The sequence below is a fragment of the Streptomyces sp. PsTaAH-137 genome, assembly GCF_003259365.1.
Classification (GTDB): Bacteria; Actinomycetota; Actinomycetes; order Streptomycetales; family Streptomycetaceae; genus Streptomyces.
Genome location: NZ_QLLY01000012.1, coordinates 186,041 through 203,711, shown reverse-complemented (window position 1 = coordinate 203,711; position 17,671 = coordinate 186,041). Strand labels below are relative to the sequence as shown.

Sequence of the window (17,671 nt, the reverse complement as noted above, 5' to 3'; positions counted from 1 at the left end):
TGCAACACCGCTTGTGAGGCGACTCGCAGACGGTGGACAAGATCCCGTCCGATCATCACGATCGGGCGGGATCTTTGCGTTGGCGGGGACCAAGAGCGATAAAACCCCCTGTCCCGCACGGCATTCGGGCGCGAGAATCGCGACCATGCCTGAAACCCCTGACAGTCCTGACACCGCCGGTGGTGCCTCCGCCTTCCACGACCTCTCCGCCTATCTCGCCCTGCCCCGCGTCAACTCCCTCGCCCTGTCCGCCGACGGCAGCCGGCTCGTCGCCGCCGTGCAGACCCTGTCCGGCGACAGCACCCGGTTCGTGTCCGGACTCTGGGAGCTCGACCCGGCCGGCACGCGCGAGGCGGTCCGGCTGACCCGGTCCGACAAGGGCGAGTCCGGGCCCGCGTTCGGCCCCGACGGAGCGCTGTACTTCCTGTCCGGCCGCCCCGGAGACATCGACGACGCCGACGGCGAGCACGAGGGGCCCGCACTGTGGTCGCTGCCCGCGCGCGGCGAGGCCGCCGTCGTGGCCCGCCACCCCGGCGGCATCGCGGCGTTCACCGTCGCCCGTGACTCCGGCGCGCTCGCCGTCACCGCGGGACTGCTGCCCGGCGCCGCCGACGCCGAGGCGCACGACAAGCTCCGTACGGCACGCAAGGACGCCAAGGTCACCGCGATCCTCTACGAGTCCGGGCCGACCCGCGCCTGGGACCGCGACCTCGGCCCCGAGGACCCGCACGTCCTCGTCCGCGCCACCCCCGACGCCGCCCTCGTCGACGCCGGTGGCCAGGGCGAGGCGCTGGAGAACGCCGGGGACGCGGTGCTCTCGCCCGACGGCACGCGCGTGGCGTACACCCGCTTCACGACCGGCCGGATCCCCGACGAGAACCGCACCGCCGTGGTGATCGCCGACGCGACGACCGGCAAGCAGCTCCACGTCCTCGGCGACACGCAGCACGTCTACGAGGCACCCGCCTTCACCGGCGACGGCACCGCCGTCGTGCTCTCCCGGATGTTCTTCCCCACCTACGACGAACCCTGGGACGGCACGCTCATCCGCGTCGACCTGGCGACCGGCGACGTCACCGACCTGCTCCCCGGGTTCGACAACTGGCCCGGCGGCGCCGTCTGTTCACCGGCCGACGACACCCTCTTCTTCACCGCCGACGAAAAGGGCCACCACCCCGTCTTCCGCCGCGACCCCGACGGCACCGTCACCCGCCTCACCGCCTCCGGCGCGTACGGATCGCTGTGCGTCGCCCCCGACGGCCGCACGCTCTACGCCCTGCGCAACGCCGTCGACTCCCCGCCGCGCCCCGTCCGCCTCGACGCCGCGACGGCCGACCAGACGCCCGCCGAACTGCCCGCCCCGGGCGCCCTCGACGGCCTGCCCGGCACCCTCACCGAGGTGCACACCGAGGGCGACGACGGATTCCCGCTGCGCGGCTGGCTCGTCCTGCCCGAAGGAGCCGGCGCCGACCGCCCCGCACCGCTGCTCGTCTCCGTCCACGGCGGACCGCAGAGCAGCTGGAACTCCTGGACCTGGCGCTGGAACCCCTGGCCGTTCGCCGCGCGCGGCTACGCCGTGCTGCTCCCGGACCCGGCCCTGTCGACCGGCTACGGGCAGCGCAACCACGAGCGCGGCTGGGGGCAGTGGGGCGGGCGGCCCTACGACGACGTGATGGCGCTGACCGATGCCACCGAGGCCCGGGACGACATCGACGCCACCCGCACCGGGCTCGCGGGCGGCTCCTACGGCGGCTACATGGCCAACCGGGTCGCCACCAGCACCGACCGCTTCAAGGCGATCGTCAGCCACGCGGGCCTGTGGGACCTGCGGAGTTTCCAGGGCGACACCGACGTCCCCTGGTACTTCCACCGGATCTTCGGTGACCCGCTGACCCGCCCCGAGCGGTATCTGGCCGACTCCCCGTACGAGAACGCCGCGAAGATCCGTACCCCGATGCTGGTCATCCACGGCGCGAAGGACTACCGGGTGCCCGTCGGCCAGGGCGCGGCGCTCTTCCAGGACCTCCAGCGGTTCGAAGTCCCCGCCAAGTACCTCTACTTCCCGGAGGAGACCCACTGGATCCTCGCGCCCGGCCACATCAAGGTCTGGTACGAGACGTTCCTGAACTTCCTCGACCACCACGTCCTCGGCGCCGAGTGGCAGCGGCCGGGACTGCTGTGACGGTCAGCCCTTGAGCGGCTTGGCGTAGCAGCGGCTGAGCTCCTCGAACCGGTAGTGGCCGAACTTGGTGCACGGCTCGTACCCGCTCGACAGGTACAGGGCTATGGCCTCGGGCTGCTTGGTGCCGGTCTCCAGGACCATGCGGGTGCGGCCCGCCGCGCGGGCGTCGTCCTCCAGGGCGGCCAGGATGCGGCGGGCGAGCCCGAGGCCCCGGGCCTCCGGGGTGACGTACATCCGCTTCAGCTCGGCGTCCCCGTCCGCGTACCCCTCGTCGTTCTTGTCCTGCGTGCGCCACCCGCCGGTGGCCAGCGGGACGCCCGCCGCGTCGTAGGCGATCAGGTAGTGGCCGCTCGGGGCGTCGAACATCGTCGGGTCGAGAGGTGTGACATCGCCCTCGTCGCCGTAGCGCTCCGCGTATTCGAGCTGTACGCGGTCGTTGAGCGCGACCGCGTCGGGGTGGCCGAAGGAGACCGGGCGCAGGGTGATCCCGGCGGCGGAGGCGGACGGCGCGGACTGGATACTCATACGTTCCATCGTAACTCTATGCTGAAGCGCTTGCGGCTGGTCCGTCCAGTGTGCCGGTACCGTGGCCGGGTGCTGACTGTGACCAGTGTGAACGTGAACGGGCTGCGGGCCGCCGCCAAGAAGGGCTTCGTGGAGTGGCTCGCCGAGACCTCCGCCGATGTCCTGTGCCTCCAGGAAGTGCGCGCCGAACCGCACCAGCTGCCCGACGAGGTCCGCGAGCCCGAGGGCTGGCACGTCGTGCACGCCCCGGCCGCAGCCAAGGGCCGCGCCGGCGTCTCCCTCTACTCGCGGCGCGAGCCGGAACGCGTACAGATCGGCTTCGGCTCGGCCGAGTTCGACGACAGCGGCCGTTACGTGGAAGTGGACCTTCCCGGCGTCACCGTCGCCTCCCTCTACCTCCCCTCCGGCGAGGTCGGCACCGAGCGGCAGGACGAGAAGATCCGCTTCATGGCCGAGTTCCACGCCTACCTCAAGGGCCTGCGCGAGCGCGCCGCCGCCGACGGCCGCGAGGTCGTCGTCTGCGGCGACTGGAACATCGCCCACCAGGAGGCCGACCTCAAGAACTGGAAGGCCAACAAGAAGAACTCCGGCTTCCTCCCCGAGGAGCGGGAGTGGCTGGGCCAGGTCCTCGACGCGAACGACGGCGGTTACGTCGACGTGGTGCGCGCCCTGCACCCGGATGTCGAGGGGCCGTACTCGTGGTGGTCGTATCGCGGACGTGCGTTCGATAACGATGCAGGTTGGCGCATCGACTATCAGATTTCGACCCCGGGGCTCGCGCGGCGCGCGGTCAAGGGGTTCGTGGAGCGGGCGGCCACCCACGCCGAGCGCTGGTCGGACCACGCGCCGGTCACCGTCGTCTACGAGTAGGACGGACCCGCCGGCGGGCTGAGCCTGCGGTCCAGGGCCATCGAGAGTTCGGCCTCCACCACCGACTTGGCCAGCGGGCGCAGGCGTTGGACGTCCTTGTCGTCGCCGTGGGCCAGGACCAGGTCGTGGAAGAGGGTGGCCAGGGCGTCCGCGTGTTCGCGGACCGTGCGGGCCGCCGCCAGGACCTCGGCGAGGGGGATGCCCTCGCGGACCAGGGCCGCCGAGACGTCGAGCAGGCGGCGGCTGACGTGGACGATCTCCTCGCCGTCGGTGCCGAGGTAGCCGAGGTCGAGGGCCGCCTGGAGGTTCTCCGGGGTGACGTCGTCGGCGAAGTGGTCGGCGAGTTCGGTGGCGGTCAGGCGGACCGGGATCTCCTCGGTGGCCTGGCCGATGCCGAGGAGTTCGGCGACGTCGCGGCCGCGGTCGAACGCCTCGGAGAGTTCGGCGATGCCGTTGAGGGTGTGGCCGCGCTCCAGGAGCTGGGCGATCGTGTGCAGGCGGGCCAGGTGCGTGTCGTCGTACCAGGCGATCCGGCCCTCGCGGCGCGGGGGCTTGATGAGGCCGCGCTCGCGGTAGAAGCGCACGGTGCGCACCGTGATGCCGGCCGCCCTGGCCAGCTCCTCCATGCGGTACTCGCGCTGCTCGCTGGGTTCCGTCGCTTCTGTGGGCACGCCACGACCCTATGTTGTACCGCCGGTAACTTTCCTCGGTCCTACCCCTACCGCTCAGTAGGGCGCTGCTCTACCCTCCTGACTGTGCCAGTGTTCACTGGCAGAGTCGCGCGGCAAGGAGGGCCCGGGATGACCGAGCACGAGCACGTACGGGTGGCGGTGATCGGGTCGGGGTTCGGCGGGCTCGGCGCGGCGGTCAGACTGCGGCGCGAGGGCATCACCGACTTCGTGGTCCTGGAGCGGGCCTCCACGGTGGGCGGGACCTGGCGGGACAACAGTTACCCGGGGTGCGCGTGTGACGTGCCCTCGCACCTGTACTCGTTCTCGTTCGCGCCGAACCCGGACTGGCCGCGCACCTTCTCCGGGCAGGAGCGCATCCAGGAGTACCTGGAGGGCGTCGCCGACACCTTCCGGCTGCGGCCGCACATCCGCTTCGACTCCGAGGTGAAGCAGGCCCGCTGGGACAGCGAGAAGCTGTGGTGGGAGATCGAGACGGTCAGCGGAACGATCACCGCTGATGTCGTCGTCTCCGCCACCGGGCCGCTGTCCGATCCGAAGATCCCCGACATCAAGGGGCTCGACTCCTTCCCCGGCAAGGTCTTCCACTCCGCGCGCTGGGACCACGACTACGACCTGCGCGGCAAGCGCGTCGCGATGATCGGGACCGGTGCGTCCGCGATCCAGATCGTGCCCGCCATCCAGAAGGAGGTCGGGAAACTGACCCTCTTCCAGCGGACTCCGCCGTGGGTCATGCCGCGCGCCGACCGTGCCATCTCCAAGGCCGAGCGCTGGCTGCACCGGCAGCTGCCGTTCACCACGCAGGCGCGGCGCGGACTGCTGTGGGGCATCCGGGAGTTGCAGGTCCAGGCGTTCACCAAGCGGCCCAACGAGCTGGGCATGGTGGAGCAGCTCGCCAAGCGGAACATGTACCGGGCGGTCAAGGACCCGGCGCTGCGAGCGAAGCTGACCCCCGACTACCGCATCGGCTGCAAGCGCATCCTGCTCTCCAACACCTACTATCCGGCGCTCGCCCAGCCGAACGTCGACGTGGTCGCGTCCGGGCTCGCCGAGATCCGCGGGAACACGCTGGTCGCCGCCGACGGCACCGAGACCGAGGTCGACGCGATCGTGTTCGGCACCGGGTTCCACGTCACGGACATGCCGATCGCGGAGCGGGTCGTGGGCGCGGACGGGGTCAGCCTCGCCGAGAGCTGGAAGGGCGGGATGGCGGCGCTGCGCGGGGCCACGGTCGCCGGGTTCCCGAACTTCATGACGGTCATCGGCCCCAACACCGGGCTCGGCAACTCCTCGATGATCCTGATGATCGAGTCCCAGCTGAACTATCTGGCCGACTACATGCGGCAGTTGACCGTGCTCGGCGGGCGCGTCGCGCTCACCCCGCGCGAGACCGCTGTCACCGGGTGGAACAACCGCGTACAGGACCGGATGACCCGCACCGTGTGGAACACGGGCGGCTGCGACAGCTGGTACCTGGACGCCAACGGGCGCAACACGACGGTGTGGCCCGGCACCACGACCGAGTTCCGGCAGGCCACCCGGCGGGTGGACGTCGGGGAGTACGAGGTGGTGCGGCCGCCCGTCGCGGCCGCGCCCGGCACGTCCCGTAGCAAGAAGAAGGCAAAGGTGAGTGCAGCGTGAGCCGTCTGACCCATGTCCGGACCGGGCCGTACGCGCCGCCGGTCGCCGCCGAGGAGTTGACCGTCACCTCGGCGGACGGCGCCCGGCTGCACGTCGAGGTGCACGGTCCGGCCGACGCGCCCGCCGTGGTGCTCGCGCACGGCTGGACCTGCTCGACCGCGTTCTGGGCGGCGCAGACGCGGGCCCTCGCCACCGATCACCGGGTGATCGTGTACGACCAGCGCGGGCACGGCCGCAGTCCGGCCTCCGCCCAACTCCCGTACACCACCGACATGCTGGCCGACGACCTGGAGGCGGTGCTCGGCGCGACGCTCGCGCCGGGGCAGCGGGCCGTGCTCGCCGGGCACTCCATGGGCGGGATGACGCTGATGGCCGCGGCGGGGCGGGCGAAGGTCGCGGAGCACGCGGCGGCGCTGCTGCTGTGCAGCACCGGCTCCTCGCGGCTCGTCGCCGAGTCCACCGTGGTGCCGCTGCTGCGTCCGGGCGGGCTGCGCACCCGGCTGACCCGGGCGGTCCTCGGCTCGAAGGCGCCGCTCGGGCCGGTCACGCCGGTCGGCAAGAAGGTCCTCCGCTACGCGACGATGGGCCCGGGATCGGCACCCGACAAGGTCGAGGCGTGCGCGCGGATCGTGCACGCGTGCCCGCGCGGGGTGCGCCACGGCTGGTCGCAGGTGCTCGAACAGCTCCAGGTCGACGCCGGGGTGCGGGAGCTGACCATGCCGGTGGCCGTGCTGGCCGGCACCGCCGACCGGATGACGCCCGTCGTGCTGGCCCGGCGGATCGCCTCCGAGCTGCCGAACTGCGTGGGCCTGACCGAGCTGCCGGGGCTCGGCCACATGACGCCGATCGAGGCACCGGACGCGGTCACCGGGAAGATCCGGGAACTGTCCCGTACGTACATACCGACACCGGCACAGGTGGAGCAGGACCGGAAGACTCAGGAAGAAGGGGTGGACGCCGCATGAGCAAGGTCAGTCTCGAAGGTCAGGTCGCGGTCGTCACGGGCGCGGCGCGCGGGGTCGGCGAGCTGCTCGCCCGCAAGCTGTCGGCGCGCGGCGCCAAGATCGCGCTCGTCGGTCTGGAGCCGGACGAGCTGAAGCAGGTCGCGGGGCGGCTGCACTCCGACGCCGACTGGTGGCACGCCGATGTCACCGATCACGAGGCGATGGCGCAGGTCGCGCGCGAGGTGAAGGACCGGTTCGGGAAGGTCGACATCGTGGTGGCCAACGCCGGTGTCGCCACCGGCGGTCCGCTCGTGGACTCCGACCCGGTCGCCTGGCGGCGCGTGATCGAGGTGAACCTCATCGGGTCGGCCGTCACGGGCCGTGCCTTCCTGCCCGTCCTGATGGAGTCGCGCGGCTATCTCCTCCAGATCGCCTCGCTGGCCGCGATCACCCCGGCGCCGATGATGAGCGCGTACTGCGCGTCGAAGTCGGGTGTGGAGGCGTACGCGCACAGCCTGCGCGCCGAGGTCGGCTACAAGGGCGTCAAGGTCGGCGTCGGCTATCTGTCGTGGACCGACACCGACATGGTGCGGGGCGCGGACCAGGACGACGTGATGCGCGAGCTGCGGCAGCGGCTGCCGTGGCCGTCGAACAAGACGTATCCGCTGGGTCCTGCGGTCGACCGGATCGTGGACGGCATCGAGCGCCGGTCCGCGCACGTGTACGCGCAGTGGTGGCTGCGCGGCATGCAGGGCATCCGGGGTTATCTGCCCGCGCTGATCGGGACCGTCGGGCAGCGCGAGATGCGCCGGTTCGAGGGGCGGCTCGGTCATGTGCCGAAGGGTCTGGTGGGGGCCGGCGGGGCCGCCGACGAATCGGTGCGGGGCCGCTGACCTGGGCTTTTCGCCGTCCTGCACGGTCGGTCATTGATCGAAATGCGGCTTATGTCACCCCGTGTCAGTCTGGTCGAGGCCCCAACCCCTCACCCATTACGGGAGTGAACAAGCATGGGCATCATGGACCAGTTCAAGGACAAGGCCGACCAGCTCCAGGACCAGGCCAAGGAGAAGCTCGGCGGCGCCAAGGACGAGGCGAGCGAGCGCTCGCAGCAGGCCCAGGACCAGGCCGGCGAGCGTGCTCAGCAGGCGAAGGACGAGGCGGGCGAGCGCTCGCAGCAGGCCCGGGACAAGTTCCAGCAGGACTCCTGACCCGCGGCACGTCCGCAGTCTGTCCGTCCTGAGCGCTCCTTGAGCGCACCACGGACACCGTCGGGCCCCACCCGGATCTCCGGGTGGGGCCCGATGCCCGTTCACCGGGGCGGCAGTTCCGGCCGCCTCCGGTCGGGTACGTCCGTGTAGTCGGGCGGGGTGAGGGCGCCCTGTTCGCGGAGCAGGTCCAGGGCCAGTTCGACGGCGTCGTCGAGCTGGGCGTGCCGGCCCTCGGCCCAGTCCAGCGGGGTGCGCAGCGCCTCGATGTCGGGGTCGACGCCGCGGTTCTCGATCGACCAGCCGTACTCGGGGAACCAGGCCGCGTTCATCGGCACCGTGATCGCCGTGCCGTCGCCGAGCCGGTGCCGTCCGGTCATGCCGACGACGCCGCCCCAGGTGCGCTGGCCGACGACGGGTCCGAGCGCGAGCAGCTTGAACGCGGCGGTGATCATGTCGCCGTCGGAGGAGGTCGCCTCGTCGGCGAGGGCGACGACGGGCCCGCGCGGTGCGTTGGACGCGTAGGAGACGGCCTGCGCGTTGCGGGTGAGGTCCCAGCCGAGGATTCTGCGGGACAGTTTCTCGACGACGAGTTCGCTGATGTGGCCGCCCGCGTTGCCGCGTACATCGATGATGAGCGCGGGGCGCGAGACCTCCATGCGCAGGTCGCGGTTGAACTGGGCCCAGCCCGAGCCGCCCAGGTCGGGGATGTGCAGATAGCCGCACTTGCCGTTGCTCAACTCCCGTACGACGGCACGGCGTTTGGCGACCCAGTCCTGGTAGCGCAGGGGGCGTTCGTCGACGAGGGGGACCACCGCGACCCGGCGGGCCCGGCCGCCGCCCTCGGCCGGGTCGAAGGTCAGCTCCACCGTGGTGCCGCCGGCGCCCGCGAGCAGCGGGAACGGGCCCGCGACCGGGTCGACCCGGCGGCCGTCGACGTGGGTGAGCGCGGCGCCCTCGCGGATGCCGGTGCCGGAGAGCGGGGAGCGCGCCCGGGAGTCGGAGGAGTCGCCGGGCAGGATCCGGCTGATGACCCAACTGCCGTCGCGGCAGACGAAGTTGGCGCCGAGGAGGCCCTGGGCGCGCTGGTAGTGCGGCGGGCCCTCGTTGCGGCGGGCGGGGGAGACGTAGGCGTGCGAGGTGCCGAGTTCGCCGAGGACTTCGCGGAGCAGGTCGGCGAACTCGTCCGGTGACGCGACCCGTTCGACCAGCGGCCGGTACTGATCGAGGACGGCGTCCCAGTCGATGCCGCACATCTTCGGTTCCCAGAAGTAGGCGCGGATGATCCGGCCCGCCTCGTCGTAGGCCTGGCGCCATTCGGCGGCCGGGTCGACCTCGTGCAGGATGCGGCGCAGGTCGATGAGGACCGTGGAGTCGGAGTCGCCCGCCTCGGTGGAGGGGACGGCTTCCAGGTCGCCCTCGTCGGCGACGACGAGCCGGGTGCCGTCGCCGCTGACCGCGAACCAGTCCATGTGGTCGACGAGCTGGGTCTTCTTGCCCTTGCTGAGGTTGAAGTGTTCGAGGGTCGGCTGGGAGGAGGTGTCGGCCGGGTTGGCGAACGTCTCGCCGAGCGCGCCGGAGATCGGCCAGCGCAGCCAGACCAGGCCGCCGCCGGAGACCGGGTGCAGCGCCGAGTACTTGGAGGCGGCGACCGGGAACGGCACGACACGGTTGGCGAGGCCCTCGATCTCGACCATCGGGGTGCCGTCGCCGCCGCTGTCCTCGACCGGGTCGAGACCGCCGGCCGCGGTGCGTCCGTCGGGCGAGAGGGCGAAGGGGGAGGGGGTCGCGGAGGAGAGCGGTACGAGGTAGGGGCGGCAGCCGAGCGGGAAGGACAGGTCGCCGGTGTGCACGTCGTAGACCGGGTCGAAGCCGCGCCAGGACAGGAAGGCGAGATAGCGGCCGTCGCGGGTGAAGACCGGGTTCTCGTCCTCGAAGCGGCCGTTGGTGACGTCGACGATCGCGCGTTCGCCCGGCCCGGTGATGCGGGCCATCTTGATCTGGCGCAGGGAGCGGCCGATGCCCGGGTGGGACCAGGTCAGCCAGGCGCCGTCGGGGGAGAAGGCGAGATCGCGGACCGGGCCGTTCGTGGACCGGATCAGCTCGGTGACCTCGGCGGTCTCCGTGGTGCCGGTGGCGGTGATCTCGGTGGCGCCGTCGCCGGGCACCGTGATCAGCAGCAGGCGGCCGTCGTTGGAGGCGATGGCGATCCGGCCGCCGTCGGGGTCGGAGACCAGTTCCTGCACCCGGCCGAGCCCGCCGGACGCGAGCCGCCGGGGCGGGCGGTCGCCGCTGGCCCGGGGCAGATAGGCGATCTCGACGGCGTCCTCGCCGGCGGCGTCGGTGACGTACGCGACCTGCCCGCCGGAGCCCAGCATCTCGGGCAGCCGCACCCGGACGCCCGGGGTGTCGGCGATGGTGCGGGCCGGGCCGTCGCGGTGGGTGAGCCAGTACAGGGAGCCGCGGACGACGACCGCGCTGGCCCGGCCGGTCTCGTCGACGGAGAGCGAGTCGACGTGGCTGGCGGCCGGGACCTGGTAGGAGCGGCGCCCCGCGCGCGGCCCGCCGAGCCGCACCCGCAGCCTGCGCGGTACGGAGTCGGGCTCCAGGGAGTCGAGGATCCACAGCTCGCCCGCGCACTGGTAGACGACGCGGGAGCCGTCGGTCGAGGCGTGCCGGGCGTAGAAGGCGTCGTGGTCGGTGTGCCGGGTGAGGCCGGTGCCGTCGGGCAGGCAGGAGTAGACGTTGCCGATGCCCTCGTGGTCGGAGAGGAAGGCGATCCGGCCGCCCACGAACATCGGGGCGTCGAGATGCCCGTCGAGGTCGGCGAGGATGCGCTGCCCGTGCACCCACAGCCGGCCCTGGGCGCCACCCCGGTACCGCTTCCAGGCCGCCGGTTCGTGCGGGGGCGTGCCCGTGAGCAGCAGGGTCTGCCGCTCGCCGTCGATGTCGGCGACCTGGATGTCGGAGACCGGGCCCCAGGGCAGCTTGCCGCCGGGGGAGCCGTCGGTGGGGACGCGGTAGGCGAAGGTGAAGTAGGAGAAGGGTTCGCCGTGGGAGGCGACCGCGAGGATGTCACCGTCGGGCGTCCAGCCCCTGACCTGGGTGTCGACGCTGCCCCAGTACGTGAGCCGCCGCGCCGAGCCGCCGTCGACCGGCGTCACGTGGATCTCCGGGTCGAGACTGCGCCAGGTCGTGTACGCGATGTGGGTGCCGTCGGGGGAGAAGCGCGGGTGGCTGACCTTGGTGCGGTCGACGGTGAGGCGCCAGGCGCGGGCCGAGCCGTCGAGCGGCGCGACCCATAGATCGTCTTCCGCCGCGAAGCACAGCCGCTCGCCGTGCAGGTGGGGGAACCTCAGGTACGCCTCGGCTGCATCTTCAGTCACCTCACCATGCTTTTCCGCGAACAAGACTCCAGCAACCTGGGTGCCTCGTCTGCGGGCCGGTGGCCGCTTCTCGCGCAGTTCCCCGCGCCCCTGCGGGGCGCTCCTGACGGGGTGCCGGTGTGGCGCAGCACACGAACGAAACCGTTTCGTTTCGATAGTCGGCGGGGTATGTTCAGAGCGTACGAACCGGAGAGGTGAGGTCATGGTCGCCGAAGCTGTTGTCAGACGGAGCCGGATCACGCCCGAGCGCGAGGCGGAGCTGTACGCGGCCGTGCTCGATCTGCTCCGGGAGGTCGGTTACGACGCCCTGACGATGGACGCCGTGGCCACCAGGACCCGGGCCAGCAAAGCGACGCTCTACCGCCAGTGGGGCGGCAAGGCCGAGCTGGTCGTGAAGGCGCTGCGGCACCAGAAGCCGCACTTCGACGAGGTCGACACGGGGTCGCTGCGCGGCGATCTGCACGCGATGGTGCTCCGTGACGACGACTGTCACATGGAGCAGAACAGCGCGCTGATGCGCGGCCTGATGGTGGCCGTGCACGCCAACCCCGATCTGCTCGCCGCCTTCAAGGAATGGATCGTCGAGCCGGAGATGTCCGGTGTGGACCGCGTGCTGCAGAGAGCGGTGGACCGAGGTGAGATGCGGGCCGACAACCCGGCGCGCGACTACATCATCCACATGCTGATCGGCGGTTTCGCCACCCGGACGCTCATCGACGAGCAGCCGCCCACCCAGGCCTACCTCACCTCGTACATCGACGCAGTGGTCCTCCCCGCCCTCGTCGCCTGACTCCCTGCCCGAGCCCCCTCGGGACCAGTCACGTTCACCTGACGCGCCCCGCTCACGTCGTCGGGCCGATGACCCCTGCCCAGCCGTAGCCCACGACACGACCGGAGTACGCCTTCGTGGCCACCTTCCTCTACAAACTCGGCAAGTTCGCCTTCCGCCGACGGCACTTCGTCGCCCTGATATGGGTGGCCCTGCTCACGCTCGCGGGCGTGGGCGCGGCCTCCGCGCCGACGGCCGCGTCCAGCTCCTTCTCGATTCCGGGGACCGAGGCCCAGAAGGCCTTCGACCTGCTCGACCAGCGCTTCCCGGGCTCGGCCGCCGACGGCGCCACCGCCCGTGTCGTCTTCAAGGCGCCCGCCGGTGAGAAGCTGACCGACGCCGCCAACAAGGCGGACATCCAGGACACCGTCTCCGCGATCAAGTCCAGCTCGAAGCAGGTCGCGTCCGTCGCCGACCCGTTCGCCGGCAACACGGTGAGCAAGAACGGCGAGATCGCCTACGCCTCGGCCTCGTACAAGGTCTCCTCGATGGAGCTGACCGACGACGACCGGGACGCGCTCCAGAAGGTCATCGACGACGCCAAGAAGACCGGGCTGACCGTCGAGGTCGGCGGTGACGCGCTCCAGGCCATGCCGGAGACCGGCGCGACCGAGGTCATCGGCATCGCGGTGGCCGCCGTCGTGCTCGTGATCACCTTCGGCTCGCTGATCGCGGCCGGTCTTCCGCTGCTCACCGCGCTGATCGGCGTCGGCATCGGCGTCTCGACCATCACGGCGCTCGCCAACGCCCTGGACCTGGGCTCCACCACCTCCACCCTCGCGATGATGATCGGCCTCGCCGTCGGCATCGACTACGCGCTGTTCATCGTCTCCCGCTTCCGCGCCGAGCTGGCCGAGGGCCGCGAGCGCGAGGAGGCCGCAGGACGGGCCGTCGGCACCGCGGGTTCCGCCGTCGTCTTCGCCGGGCTCACCGTCGTCATCGCGCTCGTCGGCCTGGCCGTCGTCAACATCCCGATGCTCACCAAGATGGGCGTCGCCGCCGCCGGCACCGTCGCCATCGCCGTGCTCATCGCGCTCACCCTCATCCCGGCCCTGCTCGGCTACGCGGGCAAGCGCGTCCACGGCCGCAAGGCCCGCAAGGCCGCCGAGTCGGGGACGAAGACCGAGGCCAAGCCCAACATGGGCACCCGCTGGGCCCGCTTCGTGCTGCGCCGCCCGGTCGCCGTCCTCGTCGTCGGCATCCTCGGCCTCGGCGCGATGGCCGTACCCGTGGCCTCGCTCGAACTCGGCCTGCCCGACGACGGCAGCCAGCCCACCAGCACCACCCAGCGCAAGGCGTACGACCTGCTCTCGGAGGGCTTCGGGCCGGGCTTCAACGGCCCGCTGATGACCGTCGTCGACGCCCAGGGCGCGGACGACCCGAAGGCGGCCGTCGACGACGTCGTCTCGACGATCAAGAAGACCGACGGGGTCGCGGCCGTCGCGCCCGCGACCTTCAACAAGGCGGGCGACACCGCCATCATCAGCGTCGTCTCGAAGTACAAGCCCTCCTCGGTGCAGACCGAGGACGTCGTGCACGCCATCCGTGACGCGGGCAAGGACATCAAGGCGGACACCGGCGCCGAGCTGAGCGTCACCGGCTCCACCGCGATGAACATCGACGTCTCGCAGAAGCTGAACGACGCGCTCGTGCCGTACCTGGCCCTGGTCGTCGGCCTGGCGTTCCTGCTCCTGATGGTCGTCTTCCGCTCGGTCCTGGTCCCGCTCAAGGCGGCGCTCGGCTTCCTGCTCTCGGTGCTCGCCGCGCTCGGCGCCGTCGTCGCCGTCTTCCAGTGGGGCTGGCTCGGCTCGCTCTTCGGCGTCGAGCAGACCGGCCCGGTCATGTCGATGATGCCGATCTTCATGGTGGGCGTGGTCTTCGGTCTCGCGATGGACTATGAGGTGTTCCTCGTGACCCGGATGCGGGAGGCGTACGTCCACGGGGAGCGCCCGGCGCAGGCGATCGTCACCGGGTTCCGGCACGGGGCCCGGGTGGTCACCGCCGCGGCCGTCATCATGATCGCGGTGTTCGCCGGCTTCATCGGCTCGTCCGAGCAGATGGTCAAGATGATCGGCTTCGGCCTCGCGATCGCCGTCTTCTTCGACGCGTTCATCGTCCGCATGACGATCGTGCCCGCCGTTCTGGCGCTGCTCGGCAAGCGCGCCTGGTGGCTGCCGAAGTGGCTCGACCGGGCGCTGCCCAACGTCGACGTGGAGGGCGAGGGCCTGACGGCGGCCTCCGGCACCACGGGCAAGGGCGGCGACGACGACCGGGAGCTGGTCAGCGCCTAGTCAGCGCCTGATCAGCCGGTACTCGTCACAGGGGTGGCGGCCGTGTACGTACGACGCAGGAAGCGGATCAGCGCCTTCACGTCGAACTGCACGACCGCCACCCCTTCGCGTGCGTGGAACTCGATGACCGCCTGGACCCGGCCGCACGGCCAGATGCGGATGTCGCCGCCGGTCACGGGCGCGCGCAGGCCGCGTTCGAGCAGCTCGCGCGGGAAGGTCCACTCACCCTCCGGCGCGGGCAGCGCGACCCGGACCTGGCCGTCCCCGCCGTAGCGGAGGACCACCGGAACGGCCCGGTGCCCGTCCGCGGCGCCGGTGACGAGATGGGCGCGGGCGTACTGCTCGACGTACTGCTCGTCGGCACTCATGAGTCAAATGTCCCATATGTCAGGTCATTCGGGCCAGGAGTAATTGATGGGAGGGCGCTCTTGCGAAGGGTTCGCAACAAGGCACTATCATCGAACGGTTAACCAGCTGCCGAGCGCCGGAGATCTCCGCCATGCATGTCCCCGACGGATTCATCAACGCCCCCGTCTCGGCGGCCGCCGGTGTCGTCGCCGCGGGCGCCGTCGCCGTCAGCCTGCGCGGCGCACGCCGTGAGCTGGACGAGCGCACCGCCCCGCTCGCCGGCCTCGTCGCCGCCTTCATCTTCGCCGTGCAGATGCTCAACTTCCCGGTGGCCGCGGGCACCTCGGGCCACCTCCTGGGCGGTGCGCTCGCGGCGATACTCGTCGGCCCCTACACAGGGGTCCTCTGTGTCTCCGTGGTGCTGCTCATGCAGGGCGTGCTCTTCGCCGACGGCGGTCTGACCGCGCTCGGCGTGAACATCACGGACATGGCGATCACCACGACCGTCGTCGCCTATCTGCTCTTCCGCGGCCTGGTGAAGGTGCTGCCCCGCAAGCGCCGCTCGATCACCGTCGCCTCCTTCGTGGCGGCGCTCGTGTCGGTCCCGGCCGCCGCCGTCGTCTTCACCCTCATCTACGCCATCGGAGGGACGACCGACGTCTCCATCGGCAAGGTGGCCACCGCGATGATCGGCGTGCACGTCCTCATCGGCATCGGCGAGGCCGTCATCACCGCGCTCACCGTCGGCGCGGTCGTCGCCGTCCGGCCCGACCTGGTGCACGGCGCCCGCGGCCTGACCGCGCCGCTGAAGCTGAAGGTCGGCGGGGACCTCGTCGACGCCCCGGCCGCCCCGGCCGCCGCACCCGCCCCGGTCGCCGTCGCCGCCCGCTCGCACCGCAAGATCTGGATCACCGGCCTGATCACGTCCCTCGTGCTCGCCGGATTCGTCTCCTTCTACGCCTCGGCCAACCCCGACGGCCTGGAGAAGGTCGCCCACGACAAGGGCATCGACAGCAAGACCGAGAAGCACGCCTCCGCCGACTCCCCGCTCGCCGACTACGGCGTCAAGGACATCACCGACGCCCGGCTCTCCGGCGGCCTCGCCGGAGTCATCGGCGTCGGCGTGACGGTCGTCGCGGGCTCCGCGATCTTCTGGGCGCTGCGCAGGCGCCGTACGAGCGACGCCGCGTCCACCGAGGTCACCGCCGACCGGACGACGGTCTGACATGGGGGCGGGCCACGCACACCGGCTCTACCGGCACGGACACTCGCCCGTGCACGGGCTGCCGCCGCACACCAAGCTCGCCGCCGTCTTCGGCTTCGTGGTCGTCGTGGTCTCCACGCCCCGCGAGGCGATGTGGGCGTTCGCCCTGTACGCGCTGCTGCTCGTGGTGGTGGCGTCCGCGGCGCGGGTGCCCGCCCGCCATCTGCTCAAGCGGCTGCTCATCGAGATCCCGTTCGTCGCCTTCGCCGTGCTGATGCCCTTCGTCGCCGAGGGCGAGCGCGTCCACGTCCTCGGGCTCTCGCTCAGCGAGAGCGGCTTGTGGGGCGCCTGGAACGTGCTGGCCAAGGGCACCCTCGGCGTCGCCGCCTCCGTGCTGCTCGCCTCCACGACGGAGCTGCGCGAGCTGCTGCTCGGCCTCCAGCGCCTGAAGCTGCCGCCGCTCCTGGTCCAGATCGCGTCCTTCATGATCCGGTACGGGGACGTGATCACGGACGAGATGCGGCGCATGAGGATCGCGCGGGAGTCGCGCGGCTTCGAGGCGTCCGGAGTACGGCACTGGGGCGTGCTCGCCAAATCGGCGGGCGCCCTCTTCATCCGCTCCTACGAGCGCGGCGAGCGCGTGCACCTCGCCATGGTCAGCCGCGGCTACGCGGGTTCGATGCCGGTGATCGACGAGGTGACGGCGTCGCGCACGCAGTGGTCGTACGCGCTGGCCCTCCCGAGCGCGGCGCTCGTGGTGTGTCTGCTGGGATGGACGCTGTGACTATGGATGCTGTGACCCCTGCTTCTCTGGACGTGTCCGGGCTCGCCTTCGCCTACCCCGACGGACACCAGGCCCTCTTCGGCGTCGACTTCTCCGTCGCCCGCGGCGAGCGCGTCGCCCTCCTCGGGCCGAACGGCGCGGGCAAGACCACCCTGGTCCTGCACCTCAACGGCATCCTGACCGGCGGCGCCGGAACCGTGCAGGTCGCGGGCATGCCCGTCGACAAGCGGAACATGGCGGAGATCCGGCGCAAGGTCGGCATCGTCTTCCAGGACCCCGACGACCAGCTCTTCATGCCGACCGTCCGCGAGGACGTCGCCTTCGGCCCGGCCGCCGCCGGGATGAAGGGCGCGGAGCTGGAGGCGCGGGTCCACAAGGCGCTCTCCCTGGTCGGCATGGCGGAGTTCGCGGACCGGCCCCCGCACCACCTCTCCTTCGGCCAGCGCCGCCGGGTCGCGGTCGCCACCGTGCTCGCGATGGAGCCCGAGATCCTGGTCCTGGACGAGCCGTCCTCCAACCTCGACCCGGCCTCGCGCCGCGAACTCGCCGACATCCTCCGCTCGTTGGACGTGACGGTCCTGATGGTCACCCACGATCTGCCGTACGCGCTCGAACTCTGCCCGCGCGCACTGATCCTCAGCGGCGGCGTCATCGCGGCCGACGGCCCGACCGGCGACCTGCTCATGGACGAGGACCTGATGCGGGACCACCGCCTGGAACTGCCCTTCGGCTTCGACCCGGCCTCCGTGGCGGGACGGCGCTGAACCCCGGCC

The 17,671-nt window shown here is 71.4% G+C and carries 15 protein-coding genes; 11 read left to right on the top strand and 4 right to left on the bottom strand.

All coding sequences use genetic code 11. The features are described from left to right. The first annotated feature begins 145 nt into the window (after positions 1-145). Entirely contained in the window at positions 146-2,182 is a 2,037-nt protein-coding gene (locus K377_RS26350) for a S9 family peptidase (RefSeq protein WP_111665997.1), read from the top strand. Positions 2,183-2,185: 3 nt separating this feature from the next. Here K377_RS26350 and K377_RS26345 read toward each other — a convergent pair whose 3' ends face one another. Beyond that, positions 2,186-2,707: a GNAT family N-acetyltransferase gene (locus K377_RS26345; RefSeq protein ID WP_181512646.1), complete on the bottom strand. Its 522-nt coding sequence runs from the start codon at positions 2,705-2,707 to the stop codon at positions 2,186-2,188. Between the two features lie 69 nt (positions 2,708-2,776). On the opposite strand from K377_RS26345, the gene K377_RS26340 reads away from it, so the two are divergent. Continuing rightward, positions 2,777-3,577, top strand: a complete 801-nt coding sequence (locus K377_RS26340; RefSeq protein ID WP_161195097.1) for an exodeoxyribonuclease III — start codon at positions 2,777-2,779, stop codon at positions 3,575-3,577. Here the strand turns inward: K377_RS26340 and K377_RS26335 are convergent. Further along, entirely contained in the window at positions 3,568-4,203 is a 636-nt protein-coding gene (locus K377_RS26335) for a MerR family transcriptional regulator (RefSeq protein WP_111665996.1), read from the bottom strand. The genes K377_RS26340 and K377_RS26335 overlap by 10 nt on opposite strands. Before the next feature lie 174 nt (positions 4,204-4,377). Between K377_RS26335 and K377_RS26330 the strand changes: the two genes are divergently transcribed. The 4 genes from K377_RS26330 to K377_RS26315 all read left to right on the top strand — a co-directional run bounded on the left by K377_RS26330 (position 4,378) and on the right by K377_RS26315 (position 8,059). Further along, the gene (locus K377_RS26330) at positions 4,378-5,907 is read left to right on the top strand and encodes an NAD(P)/FAD-dependent oxidoreductase (RefSeq protein WP_111665995.1); all 1,530 of its coding nucleotides are present in this window, start codon (positions 4,378-4,380) and stop codon (positions 5,905-5,907) included. Further along, positions 5,904-6,872 (top strand): alpha/beta fold hydrolase, encoded by a 969-nt coding sequence (locus K377_RS26325; RefSeq protein ID WP_111665994.1) that lies wholly within the window; start codon positions 5,904-5,906, stop codon positions 6,870-6,872. Before K377_RS26330 ends, K377_RS26325 begins: the two co-directional genes overlap by 4 nt. After that, positions 6,869-7,744 carry an SDR family oxidoreductase gene (locus K377_RS26320; RefSeq protein WP_111665993.1) on the top strand — a complete coding sequence of 292 codons (876 nt, stop codon included), beginning with the start codon at positions 6,869-6,871 and terminating at the stop codon, positions 7,742-7,744. The genes K377_RS26325 and K377_RS26320 overlap by 4 nt, the downstream gene beginning before the upstream one ends. Before the next feature lie 114 nt (positions 7,745-7,858). Further along, positions 7,859-8,059, top strand: coding sequence for a hypothetical protein (locus K377_RS26315; RefSeq protein WP_111665992.1), 201 nt, complete (start codon positions 7,859-7,861; stop codon positions 8,057-8,059). 101 nt (positions 8,060-8,160) lie between these two features. Here the strand turns inward: K377_RS26315 and K377_RS26310 are convergent, their stop codons facing one another. Beyond that, entirely contained in the window at positions 8,161-11,442 is a 3,282-nt protein-coding gene (locus K377_RS26310; RefSeq protein WP_111665991.1) for a S41 family peptidase, read from the bottom strand. Between the two features lie 202 nt (positions 11,443-11,644). On the opposite strand from K377_RS26310, the gene K377_RS26305 reads away from it, so the two are divergent. Both K377_RS26305 and K377_RS26300 read left to right on the top strand, forming a co-directional pair. Further along, positions 11,645-12,232, top strand: a complete 588-nt coding sequence (locus K377_RS26305) for a TetR/AcrR family transcriptional regulator (protein WP_111665990.1) — start codon at positions 11,645-11,647, stop codon at positions 12,230-12,232. A 116-nt stretch (positions 12,233-12,348) separates the two neighbouring features. After that, positions 12,349-14,562: an MMPL family transporter gene (locus tag K377_RS26300; protein ID WP_111665989.1), complete on the top strand. Its 2,214-nt coding sequence runs from the start codon at positions 12,349-12,351 to the stop codon at positions 14,560-14,562. Positions 14,563-14,573: 11 nt separating this feature from the next. Here K377_RS26300 and K377_RS26295 read toward each other — a convergent pair whose 3' ends face one another. Next, positions 14,574-14,930, bottom strand: a complete 357-nt coding sequence (locus tag K377_RS26295; RefSeq protein WP_111665988.1) for an SsgA family sporulation/cell division regulator — start codon at positions 14,928-14,930, stop codon at positions 14,574-14,576. A 131-nt stretch (positions 14,931-15,061) separates the two neighbouring features. On the opposite strand from K377_RS26295, the gene K377_RS26290 reads away from it, so the two are divergent. From K377_RS26290 to K377_RS26280, 3 genes are read left to right on the top strand one after another with little or no spacing between them, the layout of a single operon-like run. Then, positions 15,062-16,135: an energy-coupling factor ABC transporter permease gene (locus K377_RS26290; RefSeq protein WP_111665987.1), complete on the top strand. Its 1,074-nt coding sequence runs from the start codon at positions 15,062-15,064 to the stop codon at positions 16,133-16,135. Between the two features lies 1 nt (position 16,136). Then, positions 16,137-16,898, top strand: coding sequence for a cobalt ECF transporter T component CbiQ (gene cbiQ / locus K377_RS26285; RefSeq protein WP_111665986.1), 762 nt, complete (start codon positions 16,137-16,139; stop codon positions 16,896-16,898). Between the two features lie 2 nt (positions 16,899-16,900). Further along, a complete protein-coding gene (locus tag K377_RS26280; RefSeq protein ID WP_161195096.1) occupies positions 16,901-17,662 on the top strand; it encodes an energy-coupling factor ABC transporter ATP-binding protein in 762 nt (253 codons plus the stop codon). The last annotated feature ends 9 nt before the right edge of the window (positions 17,663-17,671 follow it).

Excerpts from the sequence above, each read along its gene's own strand:
- K377_RS26350 (WP_111665997.1), top strand. The coding sequence starts at position 146 with ATGCCTGAAACCCCTGACAGTCCTGACACCGCCGGTGGTGCCTCCGCC.
- K377_RS26345 (WP_181512646.1), bottom strand. The coding sequence starts at position 2,707 with ATGAGTATCCAGTCCGCGCCGTCCGCCTCCGCCGCCGGGATCACCCTG.
- K377_RS26335 (WP_111665996.1), bottom strand. The coding sequence starts at position 4,203 with ATGGAGGAGCTGGCCAGGGCGGCCGGCATCACGGTGCGCACCGTGCGC.
- K377_RS26330 (WP_111665995.1), top strand. The coding sequence starts at position 4,378 with ATGACCGAGCACGAGCACGTACGGGTGGCGGTGATCGGGTCGGGGTTC.
- K377_RS26320 (WP_111665993.1), top strand. The coding sequence starts at position 6,869 with ATGAGCAAGGTCAGTCTCGAAGGTCAGGTCGCGGTCGTCACGGGCGCG.
- K377_RS26315 (WP_111665992.1), top strand. The coding sequence starts at position 7,859 with ATGGGCATCATGGACCAGTTCAAGGACAAGGCCGACCAGCTCCAGGAC.
- K377_RS26305 (WP_111665990.1), top strand. The coding sequence starts at position 11,645 with ATGGTCGCCGAAGCTGTTGTCAGACGGAGCCGGATCACGCCCGAGCGC.
- K377_RS26295 (WP_111665988.1), bottom strand. The coding sequence starts at position 14,930 with ATGAGTGCCGACGAGCAGTACGTCGAGCAGTACGCCCGCGCCCATCTC.
- K377_RS26290 (WP_111665987.1), top strand. The coding sequence starts at position 15,062 with ATGCATGTCCCCGACGGATTCATCAACGCCCCCGTCTCGGCGGCCGCC.
- cbiQ (WP_111665986.1), top strand. The coding sequence starts at position 16,137 with ATGGGGGCGGGCCACGCACACCGGCTCTACCGGCACGGACACTCGCCC.
- K377_RS26280 (WP_161195096.1), top strand. The coding sequence starts at position 16,901 with ATGGATGCTGTGACCCCTGCTTCTCTGGACGTGTCCGGGCTCGCCTTC.